The sequence below is a fragment of the Bordetella sp. BOR01 genome, from assembly GCF_019218885.1.
Classification (GTDB): domain Bacteria; phylum Pseudomonadota; class Gammaproteobacteria; order Burkholderiales; family Burkholderiaceae_B; genus Bordetella_A.
In genome coordinates this window covers 110,498-129,571 of sequence record NZ_JAHUWT010000001.1, presented here as the reverse complement: position 1 = coordinate 129,571, position 19,074 = coordinate 110,498, and the positions used below count along the sequence as shown (strand labels likewise).

Annotated in this window: 19 protein-coding genes; 6 read left to right on the top strand and 13 right to left on the bottom strand. The window is 66.2% G+C overall.

The features are described 5' to 3' along the window. Positions 1-56 precede the first annotated feature (56 nt). Positions 57-1,049, top strand: coding sequence for a tripartite tricarboxylate transporter substrate binding protein (locus KW845_RS00615; protein ID WP_218367260.1), 993 nt, complete (start codon positions 57-59; stop codon positions 1,047-1,049). A gap of 62 nt (positions 1,050-1,111) precedes the next feature. On the opposite strand, the gene KW845_RS00610 is transcribed toward KW845_RS00615, so the two are convergent. From KW845_RS00610 to metC, 5 genes are all read right to left on the bottom strand, one after another. Next, a complete protein-coding gene (locus KW845_RS00610; RefSeq protein WP_218367259.1) occupies positions 1,112-1,861 on the bottom strand; it encodes an amino acid ABC transporter ATP-binding protein in 750 nt (249 codons plus the stop codon). Further along, positions 1,858-2,967: an amino acid ABC transporter permease gene (locus KW845_RS00605; RefSeq protein ID WP_218367258.1), complete on the bottom strand. Its 1,110-nt coding sequence runs from the start codon at positions 2,965-2,967 to the stop codon at positions 1,858-1,860. Before KW845_RS00605 ends, KW845_RS00610 begins: the two co-directional genes overlap by 4 nt. After that, positions 2,964-4,109 carry an amino acid ABC transporter permease gene (locus tag KW845_RS00600; protein ID WP_218367257.1) on the bottom strand — a complete coding sequence of 382 codons (1,146 nt, stop codon included), beginning with the start codon at positions 4,107-4,109 and terminating at the stop codon, positions 2,964-2,966. The genes KW845_RS00605 and KW845_RS00600 overlap by 4 nt, the downstream gene beginning before the upstream one ends. 9 nt (positions 4,110-4,118) lie before the next feature. Further along, positions 4,119-5,207, bottom strand: a complete 1,089-nt coding sequence (locus KW845_RS00595) for an amino acid ABC transporter substrate-binding protein (RefSeq protein ID WP_255592274.1) — start codon at positions 5,205-5,207, stop codon at positions 4,119-4,121. A 73-nt stretch (positions 5,208-5,280) separates the two neighbouring features. Next, positions 5,281-6,432 (bottom strand): cystathionine beta-lyase, encoded by a 1,152-nt coding sequence (metC, locus tag KW845_RS00590; protein WP_218367256.1) that lies wholly within the window; start codon positions 6,430-6,432, stop codon positions 5,281-5,283. 107 nt (positions 6,433-6,539) lie between these two features. Here metC and KW845_RS00585 point away from each other — a divergent pair, with 107 nt between their 5' ends. Next, positions 6,540-7,454 (top strand): LysR substrate-binding domain-containing protein, encoded by a 915-nt coding sequence (locus KW845_RS00585; RefSeq protein ID WP_218367255.1) that lies wholly within the window; start codon positions 6,540-6,542, stop codon positions 7,452-7,454. A gap of 35 nt (positions 7,455-7,489) precedes the next feature. On the opposite strand, the gene KW845_RS00580 is transcribed toward KW845_RS00585, so the two are convergent. Genes KW845_RS00580 through KW845_RS00570 form a run of 3 tightly spaced genes read right to left on the bottom strand, consistent with a single transcriptional unit; the run spans position 7,490 to position 10,352 of the window. Next, the gene (locus KW845_RS00580; protein ID WP_218367254.1) at positions 7,490-8,629 is read right to left on the bottom strand and encodes an iron-containing alcohol dehydrogenase; all 1,140 of its coding nucleotides are present in this window, start codon (positions 8,627-8,629) and stop codon (positions 7,490-7,492) included. A gap of 4 nt (positions 8,630-8,633) precedes the next feature. Beyond that, positions 8,634-9,071, bottom strand: coding sequence for a cupin domain-containing protein (locus tag KW845_RS00575; protein WP_218367253.1), 438 nt, complete (start codon positions 9,069-9,071; stop codon positions 8,634-8,636). A gap of 21 nt (positions 9,072-9,092) precedes the next feature. Continuing rightward, positions 9,093-10,352, bottom strand: coding sequence for an ABC transporter substrate-binding protein (locus KW845_RS00570; RefSeq protein ID WP_370628158.1), 1,260 nt, complete (start codon positions 10,350-10,352; stop codon positions 9,093-9,095). 274 nt (positions 10,353-10,626) lie between these two features. On the opposite strand from KW845_RS00570, the gene KW845_RS00565 reads away from it, so the two are divergent. Continuing rightward, entirely contained in the window at positions 10,627-11,229 is a 603-nt protein-coding gene (locus tag KW845_RS00565) for a helix-turn-helix domain-containing protein (RefSeq protein WP_218367252.1), read from the top strand. Between the two features lie 56 nt (positions 11,230-11,285). On the opposite strand, the gene KW845_RS00560 is transcribed toward KW845_RS00565, so the two are convergent. The 3 genes from KW845_RS00560 to KW845_RS00550 are packed head-to-tail and all read right to left on the bottom strand — an operon-like array spanning position 11,286 to position 14,247. Next, the gene (locus KW845_RS00560; protein ID WP_218367251.1) at positions 11,286-12,773 is read right to left on the bottom strand and encodes a tripartite tricarboxylate transporter permease; all 1,488 of its coding nucleotides are present in this window, start codon (positions 12,771-12,773) and stop codon (positions 11,286-11,288) included. Position 12,774: 1 nt separating this feature from the next. Further along, positions 12,775-13,263, bottom strand: a complete 489-nt coding sequence (locus KW845_RS00555) for a tripartite tricarboxylate transporter TctB family protein (RefSeq protein ID WP_218367250.1) — start codon at positions 13,261-13,263, stop codon at positions 12,775-12,777. A 24-nt stretch (positions 13,264-13,287) separates the two neighbouring features. Next, positions 13,288-14,247 carry a tripartite tricarboxylate transporter substrate binding protein gene (locus tag KW845_RS00550; RefSeq protein WP_218367249.1) on the bottom strand — a complete coding sequence of 320 codons (960 nt, stop codon included), beginning with the start codon at positions 14,245-14,247 and terminating at the stop codon, positions 13,288-13,290. 254 nt (positions 14,248-14,501) lie between these two features. Here KW845_RS00550 and KW845_RS00545 point away from each other — a divergent pair, with 254 nt between their 5' ends. Further along, positions 14,502-14,684 (top strand): hypothetical protein, encoded by a 183-nt coding sequence (locus KW845_RS00545; protein WP_218367248.1) that lies wholly within the window; start codon positions 14,502-14,504, stop codon positions 14,682-14,684. A gap of 32 nt (positions 14,685-14,716) precedes the next feature. On the opposite strand, the gene KW845_RS00540 is transcribed toward KW845_RS00545, so the two are convergent. Next, positions 14,717-15,625 (bottom strand): LysR family transcriptional regulator, encoded by a 909-nt coding sequence (locus tag KW845_RS00540; RefSeq protein ID WP_218367247.1) that lies wholly within the window; start codon positions 15,623-15,625, stop codon positions 14,717-14,719. 147 nt (positions 15,626-15,772) lie between these two features. Here KW845_RS00540 and KW845_RS00535 point away from each other — a divergent pair, with 147 nt between their 5' ends. Next, a complete protein-coding gene (locus tag KW845_RS00535; RefSeq protein WP_370628157.1) occupies positions 15,773-16,930 on the top strand; it encodes an MFS transporter in 1,158 nt (385 codons plus the stop codon). On the opposite strand, the gene KW845_RS00530 is transcribed toward KW845_RS00535, so the two are convergent. Next, the gene (locus KW845_RS00530) at positions 16,923-17,660 is read right to left on the bottom strand and encodes an SDR family oxidoreductase (protein WP_218367246.1); all 738 of its coding nucleotides are present in this window, start codon (positions 17,658-17,660) and stop codon (positions 16,923-16,925) included. The two genes, KW845_RS00535 and KW845_RS00530, sit on opposite strands and share 8 nt — an antisense overlap. 218 nt (positions 17,661-17,878) lie before the next feature. Here KW845_RS00530 and KW845_RS00525 point away from each other — a divergent pair, with 218 nt between their 5' ends. Then, on the top strand, positions 17,879-18,988 hold the full coding sequence (locus tag KW845_RS00525) for a DUF748 domain-containing protein (RefSeq protein ID WP_218367245.1): 1,110 nt from the start codon (positions 17,879-17,881) through the stop codon (positions 18,986-18,988). The last annotated feature ends 86 nt before the right edge of the window (positions 18,989-19,074 follow it).

Sequence of the window (19,074 nt, the reverse complement as noted above, 5' to 3'; positions counted from 1 at the left end):
ATAACCGGCACCCGGCAACCTGCCGAGGGCCCATGGCATGACAAGGGGAAATCATCATGTTCAATATCCGACTCGGTACGGCCGGCCTGGCCGCCGCTTTGACCCTGCTGCTGCCGGCCGCGCATGCCGGCGACCCGGTCGCCGACTATCCGGACCGGCCGATACGCATCGTGGTGCCTTATGGCGCAGGCGGCGCGGCCGATATCCTGGCACGGGTAATGGCCGAAGGGCTGGCGAAGGAATGGCATCAATCGGTCATCGTGGAGAACAAGCCGGGCGGCGTGGGCACCATCGGCACCACACTGGTGGTCAAAGCCGCGCCCGATGGATATACCCTGGTTTCAATGCCTGTATCGGACCTTGCGGTGAATCCGCACCTGTACCGCCACCGGCCGTTCGATGTGCTGAAAGACCTGTCGCCTGTCAGCCAGGTTGGCGCAGTGCCAAATGTCCTGGTGGTCTCGAAGACGCTGGGCGTGCGCGACGCCAACGGGCTGATCGCCGCCGCCAAGGCCAAGCCGCCGGGCAGCATTACTTATTCATCGCCGGGCGTGGGCAGCCAGGCCCATCTGGCCGCCGAGATATTCAGCGAACGCGCGGGCATCAAGATGCTTCATATCCCTTACAACAGCGTCTCGGCGGCGCTCACGGATGTGGCGGGCGGCCAGGTCGATGTGATGTTTGCACAGCTTCCCGCCGCGCTGCCGTTCATCGAGGCGGGCAAGGTCCAGGCACTGGGCATGGCCACCGAAGCCCGTTCGATCCTGATGCCCGATATGCAAACCCTGAAAGAAGCCACGGGGCTTTCATTCGGCGATGCCATTTCCTGGTCCGGGCTGATGGCCCCGGCAGACACGCCCCTGGCCCTGCGCGAGAAAATAGCGCAGCGCGTGTCCCGTGTCATGCAGTCCGCCGAGGTGCGGCAAAAGCTGGCTGCACTTGGCACCGAGGGATTGGGCGGTACGCCGCAGGAACTTACCCAGGCGATCAGCAACGACTATCAACGCTACGGAGAGATCGTCCGGCGGCTGGATATCCATCTGGACTGAGCCTGCTGGCAGGCCGTGCCGGGCAGCACGGCTTTCGATCAAGATGTGCGCATCCGGCCGCATCAATGCAGGATGCGTTCCAGGAAGGCCCGCGTGCGCGGGTGGCGAGGGTTGTCGAAGAACTCGGCGGGCTTGCCCGATTCCAGGATGCGGCCGCCGTCCATGAAGACCACGCGATCGGCGACGTTGCGGGCAAAGCCCATTTCGTGGGTCACGCACAGCATGGTCATGCCTTCGTCCGCCAGCGATGACATGGTGTCCAGCACTTCCTTGACCATTTCGGGATCCAGCGCCGAGGTCGGTTCGTCGAACAGCATTACGCGCGGGCTCATGCACAGCGACCGGGCGATGGCCACGCGCTGTTGCTGTCCGCCGGACAATTGCCCGGGATACTTGCCAGCCTGCTCGGGGATGCGCACGCGTTCGAGATAACGCATGGCGTTCTCGACCGCCTGCGCGCGCGGCAGGCGGCGTACCCGCATGGGCGCCAGGATGCAGTTTTCCAGCACGGTCAGGTGCGGAAACAGGTTGAAGTGCTGGAACACCATGCCGGCGTCGGCGCGTACCTCGTCGATGGCGCGCAGGTCGTCGGTCAGTTCCACGCCATTGACGGCGATGGTGCCCTGTTCGTGGCGTTCCAGGCGGTTGATGCAGCGGATCAGCGTCGATTTGCCGGAACCCGACGGGCCGCAGATCACCAGCCGCTCGCCCGCCGCCACGCGCAGGTCTATGTCTTGCAAGGCGTGGTAGCTGCCGTACCACTTGTGCATGCCTGCAATGCGCACGGCATCGCCGGTGCGGGTCGATGTCATGGTGCATCCCCTTGTTGGTATCGACGCTCCAGCCACATCGAATAGCGCGACAGGCTGAAGCAGATCAAGAAATAAATGGCCGCGATGAACAAATAGGTTTCGGCATAGGGCGTGGGCCAGGCCGGGTCGGTCAGGGCGGCGCGGCCGGAGCTGAGCAGGTCGAACAAGCCCACGATCAGTACCAGGCTGGTGTTCTTGATCATGACAATGGCCGTGTTGGTCAGGGGCGCGATCACGCAGCGCAGGGCCTGCGGCAGCACGACCAGGCGGGTCATCTGCCACCACGACAGCCCCAGCGCGCGCGAGGCCTCTTGCTGGCCGGGCGGAATGGACTGCAGGCCGCCGCGCACCACTTCGGCCAGGTAGGCGGCCGAGAATATCGTCAATGCCACGCCGGCGCGCAACAGGCTGTCGATGGTCATGCCGGCCGGCAACATGATGGGCAGCACGATAGAGGCCATGAACAACAGGCTGACCAAAGGCAGGCCGCGGATCAGCTCGATGACGCCGATAGCCAATGTACGGGCCACCGGCAGGCTGCTGCGGCGGCCCAGCGCCAGCAGCACCCCCAGCGGCAGTCCCACGCCCAGCGCGCATACGGCCAGCAGCAAGGTCACCGGCAAGCCGCCCCACGATGAAGTGGGCACCAGCGCCAGGCCCAGGTAGCCGCCCCGCATCAGCAGCAGGCAGCCGGCCATGCCCGCCAGCCACAGCAAGGCGGTGGCGCGCCGCCAGTGGCGCGGGTCCAGGCTATAGGCCGTCATGCCCAGTATGAACAGGCACACGACGGTAGGCCGCCATTGCTCGCCAGGCGGATAGATGCCGAACACGATCTGGCGCAGCTTGTCGGCCAGGAAAGCCCAGCATGCGCCGGATGCCTCGCGGCATTGCGCACCCGTGCCGCCCGGCCACACCGAGGCCAGGAAGGCCCAGTCGATCGCCCGGCCGGCCGCCGTGACCGCCAGTGCCAGGGTGGCCACCGTGGCCACCGCGCTCAACGCATTGCCGAACAGGCGATGCCACAGTGTGTCGCGCGGATCGCGCGGCGGACAAGGCGCGGCCGGCGCGGCGGCCTCGGGGGGAATGGCCTGGATGGCGCTGGTCATGGCCGTTGCGTCCGGTTGATGCGGCGGTTGTACAAGTTCATGAACAGCGACACGCTCAGGCTGATGCTCAGGTACACGGCCATCAGGATCGCGATACCCTCGATTGCCTGCCCGGTCTGGTTGATGGTGGTGGTGATCACGAACGACAGATCGGGATAGCCCACCGCCAGGGCAAGCGTGGTGTTCTTGATGATAGACAGATACTGGCTGGTCATGGGTGGCACGATGATGCGCAGGGCCTGCGGCACCACGACCCAGCGCAGGGTGGTCCAGGGCCGCAGGCCCAGTGAGCGCGCGGCTTCCCACTGCCCGCGCGGCACGGCGGCAATGCCGCTGCGGATGATTTCACCCGAAAACGCGGCGGAGTACAGCGTCAGGCCCAGCAACAGCGCCGAGAATTCGGGCGTGAACGAGGCACCGCCCAGGAAGTTCAGGCCGCGCAGCACGGGCGCCTGGGACTGCAACCCCACCTGCCCTTGCCATGCGCCCCACAGCAGCAGGCCGGCCGCCAGCGCCAGCCATGGCCACCCGCGCGCGCCGGCGGCGCGGTGCCGCCGCTTATATACGAAGCGCGCGCCCAGCAGCACGACGGCTGCCCCCGCCGCCCAGGCCAGCGGCACCAGGTCGCCGGTCCAGGACACGCTGGGAAAGAACAGGCCGCGCACCGACAGGAACACCCCCGGCAACGGCTCCAGCGCCTGGCGCGGCGCGGGCAGGTTCAGGGTGACCACGCTGTACCAGAACAGCAATTGCACCACCAGCGGCGTATTGCGGATCGCTTCCAGGTAAACCGTGGCGGCAGCCGCCACCAGCGGATGCCGGCTGCGCCTGGCCAGCGCCAGCAGGAAACCCAGCACGGTCGACACCACGATCACCAGCAGCGAGATATACAGGGTATTGGCAAGCCCCACCGCAAACGCCCGGCCGTACGAATCGGTGGGCTGATAGGCCAGCAGGTGCTCAGAAATGGGAAAGCGCGCCGCCTCGCCCAGGAAATCGAAGCCCATCGCGATGCCGCGCTGCATCAGGTTGTGGCGGGCGTTCCAGAACAGCCAGCCGACCACGCCCGCGAACCCGCAGGCGATCAAGACCTGCGCGAGCACGGCGCGCAGCCGCCCGTCGAACCACAGGGATCTGAACATGGCGCGCCTTCAGTTGAACACGTAGGGATACATCAGGCCGCCGTCGCTATAAAGCCGGTTCAGGCCGCGCTCGAGCTTCAGCGGGCTGCCCTGGCCCACATTGCGCTCGAACATCTCGCCGTAGTTGCCCAGTTGCTTGACGATGTTGTACGCCCAGCGCTCATCCAGCCCCAGCGCCTTGCCATTGCCCGGCTCGGTGCCCAGGAAGCGCGCAATGCGCGGGTCGGTGGACTTCAGCATCTGGTCTACATTGGCCTGCGTGATCCCCATGTACTCGGCGGCGATCGGCGCCTGCACGACGAACTTCACGATATCGAACCAGCGGTCGTCGCCATGGCGCACGGCGGGCGTCAAGGCTTCGCTATTACCGCTGGCGGGGAAAATGACGTAGTCGGCCGGATTCTGCGTCTGTGTGGCACGCACCGCGGCCAGCGCCGACGCGTCGGTGATCAGCCCGTCGCAGCGCCCCGAGAAGAATGCCTGGCGCGAGGCCGCGGTGTTGTCGAACAGCACGGTCTTCAGGCCCAGGTTGAACTTGCGCGACAGGTCGGCCACGGTGACCTCGTTGGTCGACCCGGTCTGCACGCAGATTGTCGCGCCCGTCATGTCCTGCGTGCGCGTGATGCCCAGTTCCTTGCGCACCATGAAGGCGTCGTATTCGTAATAATTGGGATAGGTGAAATTGATGCCGTTGGCGTCGCGGCGCAGGGTCCACGAGGTGGTGCGCGGCAACACGTCGATCTGCCCGGTCTGCAGCGCGGTCAGGCGCTGCTGGCCGGTCAGCGGCACGAAGCGGGTCTTGTCCGGATCGCCCAGCACGGCGATCGCGATGGCGCGGCAGGTATCGGCATCCAACCCCTTCCAGTGGCCGTTCTTGTCGGGCGCCGAGAAGCCCGTGGTGCCGTGGCCCGAGCCGCAGATCAAATACCCGCGGCTGCGGATCTGGTTGACCGTCGGGCTATCGCTGCTTGCCACGGCGGGCGATACCGGCGAGGCCGGAGTGTCCGGCTGCGGCGCCTGCGCCTGCACACCGGCAGTGACGGCCCACGCCATCACGGCGGGCATGAACACGGTGGAAAACTTGTGACGTAAGCGCATTGCAATTCCCCTTGCATATCGACGTGCCTTCAGGCACTTGGCATCGGGCCGCCATGGGGCAGCCCGATGGATTTCAGTTGCGCGCGGCCTGGAACGCGGCCAGGGCCGCCTGCAGGTCGTCTTTCAGGCTTTGCGCGTCTTCCAGGCCGATGGACAGGCGCACCACGGGCCGGTCGGTGGCCGAGAAGGCGCGCCCCGCCTGCAAAGCCGCCGGGTAATACGCGGCCAGGCTATGCACGCCGCCCCAGCTGGCGCCAATGGCGAAGTGCTGCAGCGAATCGAAGAAAGCATGGAAAGCCTGCTCGGGCGCCGGCGCCAGGATCATCGAGAACAGGCAGCCATGGGTGCGGAAGTCGCGCTTCCAGCGCGCGTGGCCCGGGTCGGATGCAAGCGGCGGGTACAGCAGGCGTTCGACCAATGGCTGGCCCGCCAGCCATTGCGTGATCGCCTGCGTGGCGGCGCTTTGCGCCTGTACACGCAACTGCAGCGTTTCCAGGCCGCGCAGCACCAGGAAGCAATCATCGGGGCTGACCTGCTGGCCCAGGATGCTCTGGGTTTCGCGCAAGACGGCGTAGTGGCCGGCGTCGTTCATGCTGATCGACCCCATCAGCACATCGGAATGGCCGGCGAAGAACTTGGTGGCCGCCTCGACGCTGAAATCGATGCCGTGCTCCAACGGCCGGAAGCCCAATGGGCTGGCCCAGGTGTTGTCCATCATGGTCAGCACGCCACGCCGCCGCGCGACCTCGGCAATGGCGGGCACATCGGCCATTTCCATGGTGACGGTGCCCGGCGCCTCGATGCACACCAGGCGGGTGGCCGGGCGGATCAGCGCCTCGATGCCGGCGCCGATGCAGGGGTCGTACAGTTCGACCTCGACGCCCAGTCGCGCCAGCCAATGCTCGGCGAAGGTCTTCAGCGACCCGTAGCAGGCGGCCGACACCAGCAAGTGGTCGCCGCCGCGCACGAATCCCATGACGGTGGTCATCAGGGCCGCCGCCCCCGACGGCGCCAGCACGCAATGGCGGCCGCCTTCCAGTTGCGCGATGCGCGCTTCCAGCAGGCGCGCGGTGGGCGTGCCCGTGATGCCGTAGCTGAAGCCGTCGGGCTGGCGCTGCTTGCGCTGCACGAACTCGTCCAGCGAGTCGAACACGACAGTCGAGGCGCGCCACACGGCGGGCGACAGGCTGCCGAACTTTCTGTCCATTTCAGGAGTAGAAGGCATGTTTTGTACACCACTTCAAAGTTGAGACTGCGGGTGAGGCAAGTGTTGAATATCCGCGCTATAACATCAACAATTCAAATAAGTAAGTTGATAAGCAGGACTTATATATGGAAATGCGCGATATCCAGGTTTTCCGCGCCGTGATGCAAGCGGGCACAACCAGCAAAGCCGCCGCCCTGCTGGGTATCTCGCAGCCGGCCGTCAGCCAGTCGATCCGCAAGCTGGAACAGTCATCCGAGTTGCGCTTGTTCGAGCGGGTGCGCCGGCGCCTGGTGCCCACCCAGGAAGCCCAGGCGCTGATGGTGGAAGTAGATCGCTATTTCGCCGGCTTCGAGATCATCGAACACCGGGTGCGCAGCCTGAAATCGTTCGGCCTGGGGCGATTGGCCATAGGCGCGCTGCCGGCGCTGGGCACTGGCTTCATGCCGCGCGCCATCGCGGCGTTCGGGCTGGACTCGCGGCGCATCCAGATGTCGTTCCAGATCATGAGCTCGCGCGAGGTGCTGCAGCAGGTGTCGGCGGGCCAACTGGATTTCGGGCTGATGGCCGACGAGCTGTCAGTGGCGGGGCTGGAACATTCCGAGTTCCTGCGCGTGCCGGGCGTGGTGGCGATGCACGCGCAACACCCGCTGGCGCGCAAGCCCCTGATCCAGCCCGAAGACCTGATGGCCCATCCTTTCATCGCGCTCAACCCCGAAGACGCCAGCCGGCGGCGCCTGCAGGCCGCACTGGCCGAACGCGGCCAGGCACTGCGCCCCATTCTGGAAACGCCTTACTCGAATTCGATCTGCGAGTTCGCGCTGCACGGTGTCGGCATGGGTGTCGTGCATCCCATCATGGCGCTGGACTATCTGTCGCGCGGACTGAAACTCAAGCGCCTGGCCTTCGATATCAGCTTCACCTGCCTGCTGGTGTTCCGCCCTGGCATGCCGCTGTCGGAAAACGCCCGGCAGTTGCTCAAGGCCATGCGCATCCAGCTGCAGACCGACCTGGCGGCCATCGAAGCGGCACTGGGACGCTGACGGCGGCTTCGCGCCAGGCCCGGAAATGCAGCCGCCTACATCGAGGCCCGCAGCAGGTCTTCATAGTCTTGCGCCGACGCCTCGCGCGGGTTGCTCTTGTGGCTGTGGTCGGCCAGGGCGCCCGCGACGATGCGGGGAAACAGGCCTGCGCCAACGCCCAACCGCCCCAGGCCGGCCGGCAAATCCAGCCGCGCGCACATGGCCTTGAGCGCCGGCACCACGTCGCCGGCGCCAGGCAAGTTCATGGCCTGCGCCAGCCGCGCAAGCTTGCCGTCGGCCCGCACCGACTCGGCGCTGCTGTTGAACGCCACCACGGCCGGCAGGAAGATGGCGTTCAGCGTGCCATGATGCAAGCGCGGGTCGATGCCGCCCAGCGCATGGCTCAGGCTGTGCACGCAGCCCAGGCCTTTCTGGAATGCCAGCGCACCCTGCATCGAGGCGCTCATCATGTTCAGGCGGGCGTCGCGGTCGCCCGGGTCGGTGGTGGCCCGCTCGATGCAAGTCCAGCCGCGCCGCAAGCCGTCCAGCGCAATACCATCGGCCGGGGGGTTGAATGCCGGCGACAGGAAGGTCTCGATGCAGTGCGCGATGGCATCCATGCCCGTGGCGGCCGTCATGCCGGCTGGCAGGCCCAGGGTCAATTCGGGATCGCAGATGGCCGCCTTGGGAATCAGGTGCGGCGAAAGCACCCCCACCTTGCGCCCATCGTCCAGGATAAGAATGGCGCCCCGCCCCACCTCGCTGCCGGTGCCCGCCGTGGTGGGAATGGCGATCAGCGGCGCGACCCGCGCCGTGATGCGCGCCGCCCCGCCTTCGATCGCCGCATAGGTCTTCAAGGGGCCATCGTGCGTACCGCACAGGGTCACGCCCTTGCCCAGATCGATGGACGAGCCCCCGCCCACGGCAATCACCCCATCGTGCCCGCCTTCGCGATAGCGGGCCGTCGCGTCGCGCAGCGCCGCCTCGTTGGGATTCGGTGGCGTGGCATCGTATACGGCCACGCCAGCCGCGCCGTCCAGTTGCCGCAGCACGCGATCGACCAGCCCGGCCGCCCTGACGCCGGCATCGGTCACAACCAGCGGCGCCCGGATTCCCAGCCGCTGGCACTCCTGGGCAAGCGTATCCAGGGCGCCGTAGCCGAACTGGACTTGCGTCAAGTAGTTGATCAGCGCCATGGCATTACACGTCCGTGCGCTCGCGCGCCACTTCGATGCGCTGGCTCATGTTGAACCGCTTGTCGTAGATCGGACGGCCGCCGGTGCTGGGGCCGGGATACTGCACGATGACTATCAGGCCGCCCGTCTCGGTGCGCAATTCCTCTTCGGCATGCGGGTCGCCATGGCACAGCATGGTGCCCGGGCCGCAACGCTTGCCCCCGATCGTGAATTCGCCTTCCAGTATGTACCAGACCTGGGCAAAGTCGTGGCGATGCCAGGGGTGGTGCGAACCGGGATCCAGGCGCAGCAGCCCCGCGTTGGGTACGGTAGGTTCCTCGGGCGTGGGGTGGAACAGCATTTTTCCGGTTTCGCCCGGCCAACGGATGGTCTCCCACTCCATTTCATCGATGTGGCGAATACGGGGCGGCGGATCTTTCTTGACGTCTTGGGTCGCGGTCATGGTGATCTCCTTGGGCTGGCATCAATGTTTGACTAGGGGACACTCGCTGTCCGACAGCGGCTTGAAAATCTGCTCGCCGGGAATGGTCTGGAGAATGTCGTAGTAATCCCAAGGCTCTTTCGATGCTTGGGGCGACTTGACCCGCACCAGGTACATGTCGTGCACCATCTGGCCATCCGGGCGCAACTGGCCGTCGGCGGCGAAGATGTCGCGCACCGGCATTTCCCGCATTTTGGCCATCACGGCCTTGCCGTCGTCCGTGCCGGCAGCCTTCACGGCGCGCAGGTAATGCAGCACGGCCGAATACACGCCCGCCTGCGTCATGGTCGGCATCGCGCCATGACGCGCGAAGAACTTCTGCGACCAGGCGCGCGTCTCGGGTGTGCGGTTCCAATAGAAGGCCGTGACGAACTGCAGGCCCTGGGCGGCCTGCAAGCCCATGCCATGGATATCGGTCAGGAAAACCGCCGGCGCGGCCAGGGCCTGCCCGGGGGTGATGCCGAACTCGCCGGCCTGCTTGATGGCGGTGGTCATATCGCTGCCAGCGCTGGCCAGGGCGATGATCGAGGCCTTGGAAGCCTGCGCCTGCAACAAGAACGAACTCATGTCGGCCGTATTCAGCGGATGCCGCACTTCGCCGGCAACCGTGCCCCCGCCGTCCTGCACCGCCCGGCGGATATCCGAGGCGAAGGCATGGCCGAACGCGTAGTCCACGGTCAGCAGGAACCAGCTTTTATTGCCCTGCTCAGTCAGGACCTTGGCCAGGCCGTAGCCATTGGTGTGGCTGTTGTAGACCCATTGCGCCGAGGTGGCGGTGCAGGCCTTGCCGGTAAAACCCGGCGACGCCGCGGCCACCAAGGTCACCTTGCCGCGCTCGCCAGCCAGGGCCTGCACGGCGAACCCCACCGACGAATTGGAAAAATCCGCGATGGCATCGACACCTTCTTGGTCGAACCAGCTGCGCGCAATGCCGGCGCCGATGTCGGCCCGGTTCTGGTGATTGCCCGCCACCAGCTCGATTTTCTTGCCGGCGACCGTGCCGCCCATTTCCTCGATGGCCATCCTGGCGGCCTCTACCGAGCCGGGCCCGGCCAGGTCGGCATAAGTGCCCGATTGGTCATTCAGGATGCCGATCTTGACGATGTCGCCGGAAATGCCCGACGCTACGGCCGGAGCCATCATGACGGCGGTAGGGGCGACAAGCATCGCCAGCAGCAGGCGATATGCCCTGCCCCAGCACGCCGTCCCGGCACGCGCAAGCGTGCTAACGTGAGTTTTCATGGTGTCTCTCTCTTGCGCCAGCCTGTTCCGGCCGGCGTCATATTTGCTTGGGATGCAAATTTTTTTGCACCTAAGGCAAATTATATCCAGTTCGCGCCCATATGCAATGGCTGTTCGCGCCTGGACGGCGACCGCCCTGTCTTTGCCGCCGGGCCACCCCACGGCAGAAAGCGCCCCGCGGGGACTGCGCAGCGTAGAGGCCTTTTTTCGATCCGCGCCACTACAATGAGCAGCCGGATATCTGCACGCCGGGCCTTCATGAACCTCAGGACCCATGAACAAAAAAGTCAACGAGCGCATCGAGTTCGTGGCGCGCCAGCTGGGCGCGCGCATCCGCAAGGCCAGGCAGACACATCGCATCACCCTGGAAGGGCTAAGCCAGGAAACCGGCCTGTCCGCGGGCTTCCTGTCGCGCCTGGAACGCGGCGAGGCCAGCGCGTCGATCTCGAACCTGATCGCCATCGCGACCCATCTGGATATTCCGCTGCGCGATTTCTTCGAAGAGCCCGAGGCTGCCAGCCCCGACTATGTGCTGTACCGCGCCAACGAACGGGCCGACACCCCCGCCCTGACCGCGCATGGCTACACCTACCGCTTGTCCAGCGGCGACCTGCCCGACCAGCAAATGAGCGCATTCGAGCTCAGTTTCCCGCCCGACGGGAAAATGAAACCCAAGCTGCTGACGCACGAGGGCGAGGAAGTGCTTTACCTGCTGGAAGGCACGATTGAATTCCAGATTGCCGACCATGCGTTCGTGATGAAAGCAGGCGACTGCGTGCATTTCAATTGCAGCAAGCCGCACATGGGCCGCAATGTAGGCAAGACGCCGGCCCGTCTGCTCATGGTGGTGACACCCGCGCATTCCAAGCGCACCTGACGGCGCGCGCCGCCCGGGCCGGGCAAGGCCGGGCCGGGCAACAAGAATGCAATCACCTAGGCGTTGGCCCGCAGCTTGCGCAACAGGCCCGGCAGGAACAGCACTGCCAGCGACAGCACGATCAGCGTCACCGACAACGGCGACGACAGCAGCACGGCCGGGCTGCCTTCGCCGATGGACAACGCGCGGCGCAGCTGCGTTTCGGCCATCGGCCCCAGGATCAGGCCGATCAGCACCGGTGCGATGGGAAAATCGTAGACGCGCATGACATAGCCCACCAGGCCGATCACGAACATCAGCAGCAGGTCCATCCACGACGTGCCCACGCCCCAGATGCCCACCATGGCGAACACCAGGATGCCCGCATACAGGTATGGCCGCGGAATCAGCAGCAGCCGCACCCACAGCCCCACCAGCGGCAGGTTCAGGACCAGCAGCATCAGGTTGCCCACGTACAGCGATGCGATCAGGCCCCATACCAGGTCGGCGCTGTTGACGAACAGGAACGGGCCCGGCTGCAGGCCGTAACTCTGGAATGCCGCCAGCAATACCGCGGCGGTGGCGGACGTGGGCAGGCCCAGCGTCAAGAGCGGCACCAGGATGCCGGCAGCCGCCGAGTTGTTGGCCGCCTCGGGCCCGGCCACCCCTTCGATGGCGCCCTTGCCGAATTCGTCGCGGTGCTTGCTCAAGCGGCGTTCCAGGGTATAGGACAGGAAGGTCGGCACCTCGGAACCGCCGGCCGGCAGCGCACCGATGGGGAAACCCAGCAAGGTGCCGCGCAGCCAGGGTTTCCATGACCGCTGCCAATCCTGGCGGGTCATCCAGTGCCCGCCCGACAGCGGATTGACCGCCGGCGGCGCATTGCGATAGCGGCTGGCCACATACAGGATCTCGCCCACGGCGAACAAGGACACCAGCACTACCGTGATATCGATGCCGTCGAGCAGGTCGGGCGAGCCGAATGCCAGGCGGGCCTGCCCCGATGGGCCGTCGATGCCCACCACGCCCATCGCCAGCCCCAGGAACAGCGCGATGAACCCGCGCACCCGCGAGGTGCCCAGCACGACCGATACCGAGGTAAAAGCCAGCAGCATCAGCGCGAAATAGTCGGCCGGCCCGAACACAAAGGCCAGTTCGGCAATGGCCGGGGCCAGGAAGGTCAGGGCCAGCGTGGCCAGCGTGCCCGCCACGAACGAGCCGATGGCGGCGGTGGCCAGCGCGGCAGCGCCGCGCCCGGTCCGCGCCATCTTGTTGCCCTCGAGCGCGGTCATCATCGACCCGCTTTCACCCGGGGTGTTCAGCAGGATGGACGTGGTGGACCCGCCATACATGGCGCCGTACAGCACTCCGGCGAACATGATGAAAGCCGCGGTGGGCGCGATCTTGACGGTGACAGGCAGCAGCAGCGCGATGGTCAGTGCCGGTCCGATGCCTGGCAGCACGCCGATGGCGGTGCCCAGTAGCGAGCCCACGAACGCCCACATCAAGTGCGCCGGCTGCAGCGCCACGCCGAAACCGGCCATCAGGGAATGAAAGGCGTCCATGTCACCACCCCGCCAGCGGCAGCGCGCCGCCCAGCGTCACGCCCAGGCGCGTAAAACCCAGCCAGCAGATGACGCCCAGCGCCAGGCCGATGGCGCAGTCCAGCAGCACGCGGCGCGAACCGAAAGCATGGGTGACCAGCGCGAACGCCAGCATGGCCGTCAAAGGAAAGCCCAGCGGCCGCATGGTCAGCAGGGGAATGGCCGCGCCCGCCGCCGCAAAGGCAAATGCCTTGCGTGAAGGCCGTGCGCCGGCTTCCGCACTTTCGGCTTCTTGCGGGTCGAAGGAATCGCCGCGCGCGATCTGCGCCAGCAAGACCAGGCCCAGCACGATCAGCACCGCCCCCACCAGCATGACGAAATCGCCGGGCCCCACGCCCGCATAGCCGCCCGTCTTGGGCAAGCCGTATCCCTGTTGCAGCCAGACCGCCCCGATGGCGATCACGGCCAGGCCCAGCCACCATGGACGGCGGCGCTGCGGTATTGCAGACATGGCGGTGTCTCCTGTGCCCGGGGGTTACTTGACCAGGCCCAGGTCCTTCAATACCTGTTCCTGGCGGACTTTTTCCTCGTCCAGGAACTTGGCGAAATCGTCGCCCGCCAGGTAGGCATCGGACCAGCCCTGGTCGGCCAGCTTCTTTTTCCATTGCGGCGAGGCATGCATCTTCTGGAAGCGGTCCAGCCACATGTCGCGCCCTTCCTTGGTCATGCCGGGTGCGCCGATGATGCCGCGCCAGTTGCCGATGACCACATCCACCCCGGACTCTTTCAGGGTGGGTGCATCCACGCCCGGCAGGCGCTCGGCGGAAGTGACCGCGATGATGCGCAGGCGCTTCTGGTCGGCATAGGGCTTGAATTCGGACAGGCCCGACAGCGCCAGCTTGAGTTGGCCGCTGACCAGGAGCGGCACCAGTTCGGCCCCGCTGGGATAGGGAATGTAGTTCAGCTTGCTGGGTTCGACGCCGGCCGCCTTGGCGATCAGCCCCGCCGCCACCTGGTCGACGCCCCCCACCGAACCGCCGCCGATGGGCAAGGCGCCAGGGTTCTTGCGCAGCGCGGCGATCACGTCATCGACCGTCTTGATGGGTGAATCCATCGGCACGGCCAGCACGTCGGCGTCATCGGTCAGGCGAACCAGCGGCGTGACCGTGTCGAGCGAGACCGGCGATTTGTTCAGGATGATGCCGCCGATCAGGATGGCCCCCATCGACATGATGGCGTTGTCGTCGTTCTTGCTGGTATTGATGAACTCGGCCAGGCCGATGGTGCCGCCCGCCCCGCCCTTGTTGGTGACCTGGAAGCCGTCGGTGAAGATGCCGGCCTCTTGCATGACTTGCAAGGGCACGCGCGCCGCGGCGTCGTATCCGCCGCCCGGGCCGCCGGGGGCCATGACTTTGGCCGGCTCGGCATGGGCCGCCAGCGGCACAGCCGCCAACGATAAGGCGAACGACACGAGAAAGCGCCTGATACCTTGCATGTTTGTCTCCTTGGCCGGCGACACCAGAGCGCCCACGGCCTTGATTGCCATTGATTATTCGAATGAATGCACCCAGCGCTTGATACTAGACAATTTTTTGGCTTCACGCCAAGTCACATCGTGATAATGCGCCCGCTGCCGCGCCGAATACACTTTCTAGGCCGGCTTTCCTGGCTTATTTGCCGATTCAGGCATCCGCCCATCGGCGTATATTTCAGCACTTTGTCAATCCAGTCCACCTAAGAAGAACCATCATGGACAGCTATCGCCACGAGACAATCGCCTACACCATTGCGAAATTGGCCGAGGTCATCGGCGACTCGAACCGCGAGGCAAGCCGCCTGCTTGCCAAGCTGAAGCGCCAAGTCCTGGATGAGCGCCCGCCTGTCGACCGCGCCCCGGCCAGGCAAGCCCCCATCAAGGCCAATATCACCTGAATCCGCCGGCCGCGGCATGGTCGAAAGCTGATTCAGCGCGCGCACAGGTGCTTCAGCGTGGCCGCCAGGCTGCGCGCGGCAGGCCCCAGCGCGGCGTCCAGCCGGTAAGCCAGATAAATTTCCGAGGCCACGGCGCTATTGCGGCCCAGCGCCGGCGTGCGCACCTTGACCAGCCGCGCCTCGTCCAGGTCGCGCTGCACCTGCCATGCCGGCAGCCGCCCCCAGCCCACGCCCGCCAGGATCAATGCATGCTTGGCATCCTGGCTGTTGACGCGATACGTGCGCGGCGACATCACGCCAAAATCGCGGCCCCTGGAATGCGGCGTGGGGTCGGCCAGCACGATCTGCACATGGTCGGCCAGTTCGGCCGCGCCGATGCGGTGCTGGCCGGCGTGCTCCGCCAGCGGATGGCCTGCCGCCGCCACCGCCACCTGATCGACCACCGACAGGGCCTCGAAAGTGATGCGCGGATCGCGGAACGCTTCCCCCACCATGATCGCCAGTGTGCAGCGCTGGTCGAGCAGCGCCTGCAAAGGGCCCCCCATGGGTTCGATATCCAGCCGGACCGCCACCGACGGATAGGCAGCCTGCAGTTCCGCCAGCGCCGCGCCCAGTTGATGGATAGGAAACAAGGTGTCGACCACCAGCGCCAGTTCCAGCTCGACGCCCTCGCCAAACCCGCGTGCGCGCGCCCGCATGGCATCGACCCGCAGCAGGATGTCGCGCGCATTGACCAACAGCGCGTGGCCCTGCGCAGTCAGCACCGGCCGATGGCCCGACCGGTCGAACAATGCGATGCCCAACTGCGCTTCCAGGTTGGCGATGCTGGCGCTCACGCCCGATTGCACGCGCCTGAGTTTGCCGGCGCCCGCGCGAAAGCTGCCGAGCTCGGCCACCGCCACGAAAGTACGAATCTGATCCAGCGTCAGGGCATCGAGCATGATCGTTTTTTGTGATCAAAACTATCTGAATTATCTCACTTCTGCTGCTCGGCAGCCGTCGCTAGTATTCGATGGTACGTGTCCTTCCCCTATGCCATGAACCCGTCGCCAGCCTCCGCTTCGCCAACAAAATGGGCCACCGTAGCCGTGATCGTCGCCTGCGGCGTCGTTGCCGCGCTGCAAGTGGGCAAGGCGGCCATTGCCGGGCCCATACTGCAGTCCGACCTGGGCCTGAACCTGGATGCCCTGGGCTGGTTGACGGGGATCTTCGCCATCCTGGGGGTGGTCGGGGGCATCCCGACCGGCGCCATCGTCGGTAACTTCGGCAGCCGCCGCATGCTTGCCGCCGGCTTGCTGGCCACGGCCGCCGGCGCCGCGCTGGGCGCCGCCAGCCCGGCCTATTCCTGGCTGCTGGCCTCGCGCGTGCTCGAAGGCGCGGGTTTCTTGTTCATTACGGTGGCGGCCCCTTCGGTGCTGCAACGACACGACGTGGTGCAGCAAGGCGATCGCGATACGGCCTTCTCGCTATGGAGCTGCTTCATGCCGGCCGGCATGGCAATCGCCATGCTGGCCGGGCCGCTGTTCGATGGCTGGCGGCCCATGTGGTGGGCAAGCTGCGCGCTGGCCTTGCTGGCTGCGCTGGCGGTATGGGCCGCCGTGCCGGGCAGCGGCGCGCGCAAGGCCTGGGATTGGCACGGCATGCGCCGCGATGCCGCCCGCGTCATCAGCGCGCGCGGCCCGGTATTGCTGGCTGTCGCCTTCGCCTTCTACAGCTTGATGTTCTTTGCCTTGTTCAGCTTCCTGCCCGTGCTGCTGATGGAACGCATGGAAACCACCCTGCGCACCGCCGGCCTGCTGAGCGCGCTGGCATGTGCCGCCAACATCGTGGGCAACCTGGCGGCGGGCTACCTGCTGTCGCGCGGCATGACTCGGCCTGTGCTGCTGGGCGCGGCCAGCCTGGCCATGGGCGCAGCGGGGCTGGGCATCTTCCTGCCGCTGCTGCCGGACACAGGCACCTTCGTGCTGTGCGTCGTGTTCTCGGCCGTGGGCGGACTGGTCCCGGCCACGCTGCTGTCCGGCGCGCCGCTGGCGGCACCGGCGGCCAGCCTGACGCCCGTCGTGCTGGGCCTGGTCATGCAAGGCAACAACCTGGGCCAGATCGTCGGCCCCGTGGCAGTGGGCCGGGCCATCGACGCCTACGGTTGGCAGGCGGCCGCGCTGATCGTGGCGCTGGCCGCGCTGCTGGCCGCCGCCACCGCGGTGGCCCTGCGCGATCCAGCGCGAACCGGCGAGCCGGTCAGATGATGCCGCCATTGGCGCGCAGCGTCTGGCCGTTGATCCAGGCGCCATCCGGGCCCGCCAGGAACGCCACGGCGCTGGCGATATCTTCGGGCTGGCCCAGGCGTTCCAGCGGCGCCGCCTTGGCCAGGTGGTCCACCACTTCCTGCGGCTTGCCGTCCAGGAACAAAGATGTGGCGGTCGGACCGGGCGCCACTGTATTGACCGTGATGCGGCGGCCCCGCAGTTCCTTGGTCAGGATGTGCGTCATGGCCTCGACGCCTGCCTTGGTGGCGGCATACACCGCATAAGTCGGCAGGTATAGCCCCACCACGCTGGTCGACATGTTGATGATGCGGCCCCCATCGCGCAGGCGGCGCGCGGCCTCGCGCAGCGTATTGAAGGTGCCCTTCAGGTTCACGGCTATCTGGCTGTCGAACAGCGCGTCGTCGCTGTCGGCCAGCTTGGCCAGCCGCATGATGCCGGCATTGTTGACCAGCACGTCGACGCCGCCGTAAGCCGCTTCGGCGGCGTCGAACATGCGCGCCACGGCGGCGGCATCGCTGACGTCGGCTTGCGCGGTAATGGCGTGGCCGCCGTCGCGCTCGATCTCGGCAACCAGGGTTTCCGCCGCGCCGGCACTGCCGGAATAATTGACGATGACGGTGTAGCCGTCGCGAGCCAGGCGGCGGGCGATGGCCGCGCCTATGCCGCGCGAGGCGCCGGTAACAAGGGCTACGGAACGTTGGGTGTCCATGGTAGGTCTCCAGTAGGGTCGATAGGGTCGCCGCCGTGCTTTTGCGGCATGGGATCAACTATGCGCCCTGTCGACCAATAAATAATCCAGCGAAAATTGCCATCATTGTTTCTTTCCTGACAACAAAAGGCGTACGAGCCGCCATGTAATATGCTTGGTATGCCCGCAAAAACTTCGGGGCCGCGCGGCAAACCACACCTGCGAGAGATTGCGACAAGATGGAAAAACGCACGAAAAAACGTCTGTTGATCGTCTCGGGCTGTCTGGTGGTGCTGGTGGCCGCCGCGGCGCTGGCCACCCATCTTGCGGCGCGGCGGGTCGAGTCCCGCATCGTAGAACTGCTGGGTCCCTCGGGCCAGGCCGCCCGTATCGATGTCGGGCTGTCCGAAGTGGTGCTGCATGACGTCACGATCGGCGCCCCGGCAGGCTGGCCGGCCGAACACACGCTGCGCGCCAAGCGCATTGTCTGCACGCCGGACTGGCGCAGCCTGGTGTCCCATCGGCTGGTGATCCATCGCCTGGCGATCGAAGACTACTACCTGTCGGTACGCCGTTCTTCCAAAGGGATCGAAGTGCTACCGACCTTGACCGCGCAGGCCCGCGAAAAACGCCGGCAGAGCGCCGCCGAAGGCAAAGATGCTTCTGAACGGTGGGAAACCGAAATCGGCAGCGCCACCCTGCAAGACGGGCAACTCGATTATTACGACGCGGTCGTGGCCAAGCCGCCGCACCGGATTGCCTTCGACCAATTGCAGGCGCAAATTGGGCCGCTGCATTTCCCCAAGCGCGCCGAGCACACGAATATCAAGGTTTCCGGCCGCACCATGGGCAAATCGCACAGCGGCACGGTCGCGGTCGACGGCTGGCTGGCCGCGGCCAGCGGCGATGCCGATGTCCACACCCGCCTGGCGCAGGTCGACGTGTCTGTGCTTGCGCCCTATCTTTACCATGGCTCGGCCGCGGTGCTGGCCGGTGGCGTCGTCGGCCTGGACATGCGAACCCGCATCGTGCAGCGCCAACTGAACGCCGCGGGCCGCCTCGAACTGCGCGACCTGAAGTTCGGCGGCAACGGCGACCGCCTGCTGTCGCTGCCGCGCAAGGCGGTCATCGCGGCCCTGGAAGACCGCAACGGCAAGGTCGCCTTCGATTTCACCCTGACGGGCAACCTGGACGACCCCAAGTTTTCGCTGGACGACAGCATTTCCATGCGGGTGATCGGCGGCCTGGGACAGGCGATCGGCATCAGCGCCAAAGGCGTGGCCGAAGGCGTGGGCGGCGCCGTACAGGAATTGGGCAACGCACTGTCGGACCTGGTCGAGCAAAAATAAGGCATGCTGGCAAGCGGCGCCCGCACCCGCACGCCCGGCCAGCACTCAGGCCATGCTTGGCGGGAATGGCAGTTATTCTGCCGGCC

What these genes read in the sequence shown, in the direction of transcription:
- KW845_RS00615 (WP_218367260.1), top strand. Translation starts at nt 57, where the DNA reads ATGTTCAATATCCGACTCGGTACGGCCGGCCTGGCCGCCGCTTTGACC.
- KW845_RS00610 (WP_218367259.1), bottom strand. Translation starts at nt 1,861, where the DNA reads ATGACATCGACCCGCACCGGCGATGCCGTGCGCATTGCAGGCATGCAC.
- KW845_RS00605 (WP_218367258.1), bottom strand. Translation starts at nt 2,967, where the DNA reads ATGACCAGCGCCATCCAGGCCATTCCCCCCGAGGCCGCCGCGCCGGCC.
- KW845_RS00600 (WP_218367257.1), bottom strand. Translation starts at nt 4,109, where the DNA reads ATGTTCAGATCCCTGTGGTTCGACGGGCGGCTGCGCGCCGTGCTCGCG.
- KW845_RS00595 (WP_255592274.1), bottom strand. Translation starts at nt 5,207, where the DNA reads ATGCGCTTACGTCACAAGTTTTCCACCGTGTTCATGCCCGCCGTGATG.
- metC (WP_218367256.1), bottom strand. Translation starts at nt 6,432, where the DNA reads ATGCCTTCTACTCCTGAAATGGACAGAAAGTTCGGCAGCCTGTCGCCC.
- KW845_RS00585 (WP_218367255.1), top strand. Translation starts at nt 6,540, where the DNA reads ATGGAAATGCGCGATATCCAGGTTTTCCGCGCCGTGATGCAAGCGGGC.
- KW845_RS00580 (WP_218367254.1), bottom strand. Translation starts at nt 8,629, where the DNA reads ATGGCGCTGATCAACTACTTGACGCAAGTCCAGTTCGGCTACGGCGCC.
- KW845_RS00575 (WP_218367253.1), bottom strand. Translation starts at nt 9,071, where the DNA reads ATGACCGCGACCCAAGACGTCAAGAAAGATCCGCCGCCCCGTATTCGC.
- KW845_RS00570 (WP_370628158.1), bottom strand. Translation starts at nt 10,352, where the DNA reads ATGAAAACTCACGTTAGCACGCTTGCGCGTGCCGGGACGGCGTGCTGG.
- KW845_RS00565 (WP_218367252.1), top strand. Translation starts at nt 10,627, where the DNA reads ATGAACAAAAAAGTCAACGAGCGCATCGAGTTCGTGGCGCGCCAGCTG.
- KW845_RS00560 (WP_218367251.1), bottom strand. Translation starts at nt 12,773, where the DNA reads ATGGACGCCTTTCATTCCCTGATGGCCGGTTTCGGCGTGGCGCTGCAG.
- KW845_RS00555 (WP_218367250.1), bottom strand. Translation starts at nt 13,263, where the DNA reads ATGTCTGCAATACCGCAGCGCCGCCGTCCATGGTGGCTGGGCCTGGCC.
- KW845_RS00550 (WP_218367249.1), bottom strand. Translation starts at nt 14,247, where the DNA reads ATGCAAGGTATCAGGCGCTTTCTCGTGTCGTTCGCCTTATCGTTGGCG.
- KW845_RS00545 (WP_218367248.1), top strand. Translation starts at nt 14,502, where the DNA reads ATGGACAGCTATCGCCACGAGACAATCGCCTACACCATTGCGAAATTG.
- KW845_RS00540 (WP_218367247.1), bottom strand. Translation starts at nt 15,625, where the DNA reads ATGCTCGATGCCCTGACGCTGGATCAGATTCGTACTTTCGTGGCGGTG.
- KW845_RS00530 (WP_218367246.1), bottom strand. Translation starts at nt 17,660, where the DNA reads ATGGACACCCAACGTTCCGTAGCCCTTGTTACCGGCGCCTCGCGCGGC.
- KW845_RS00525 (WP_218367245.1), top strand. Translation starts at nt 17,879, where the DNA reads ATGGAAAAACGCACGAAAAAACGTCTGTTGATCGTCTCGGGCTGTCTG.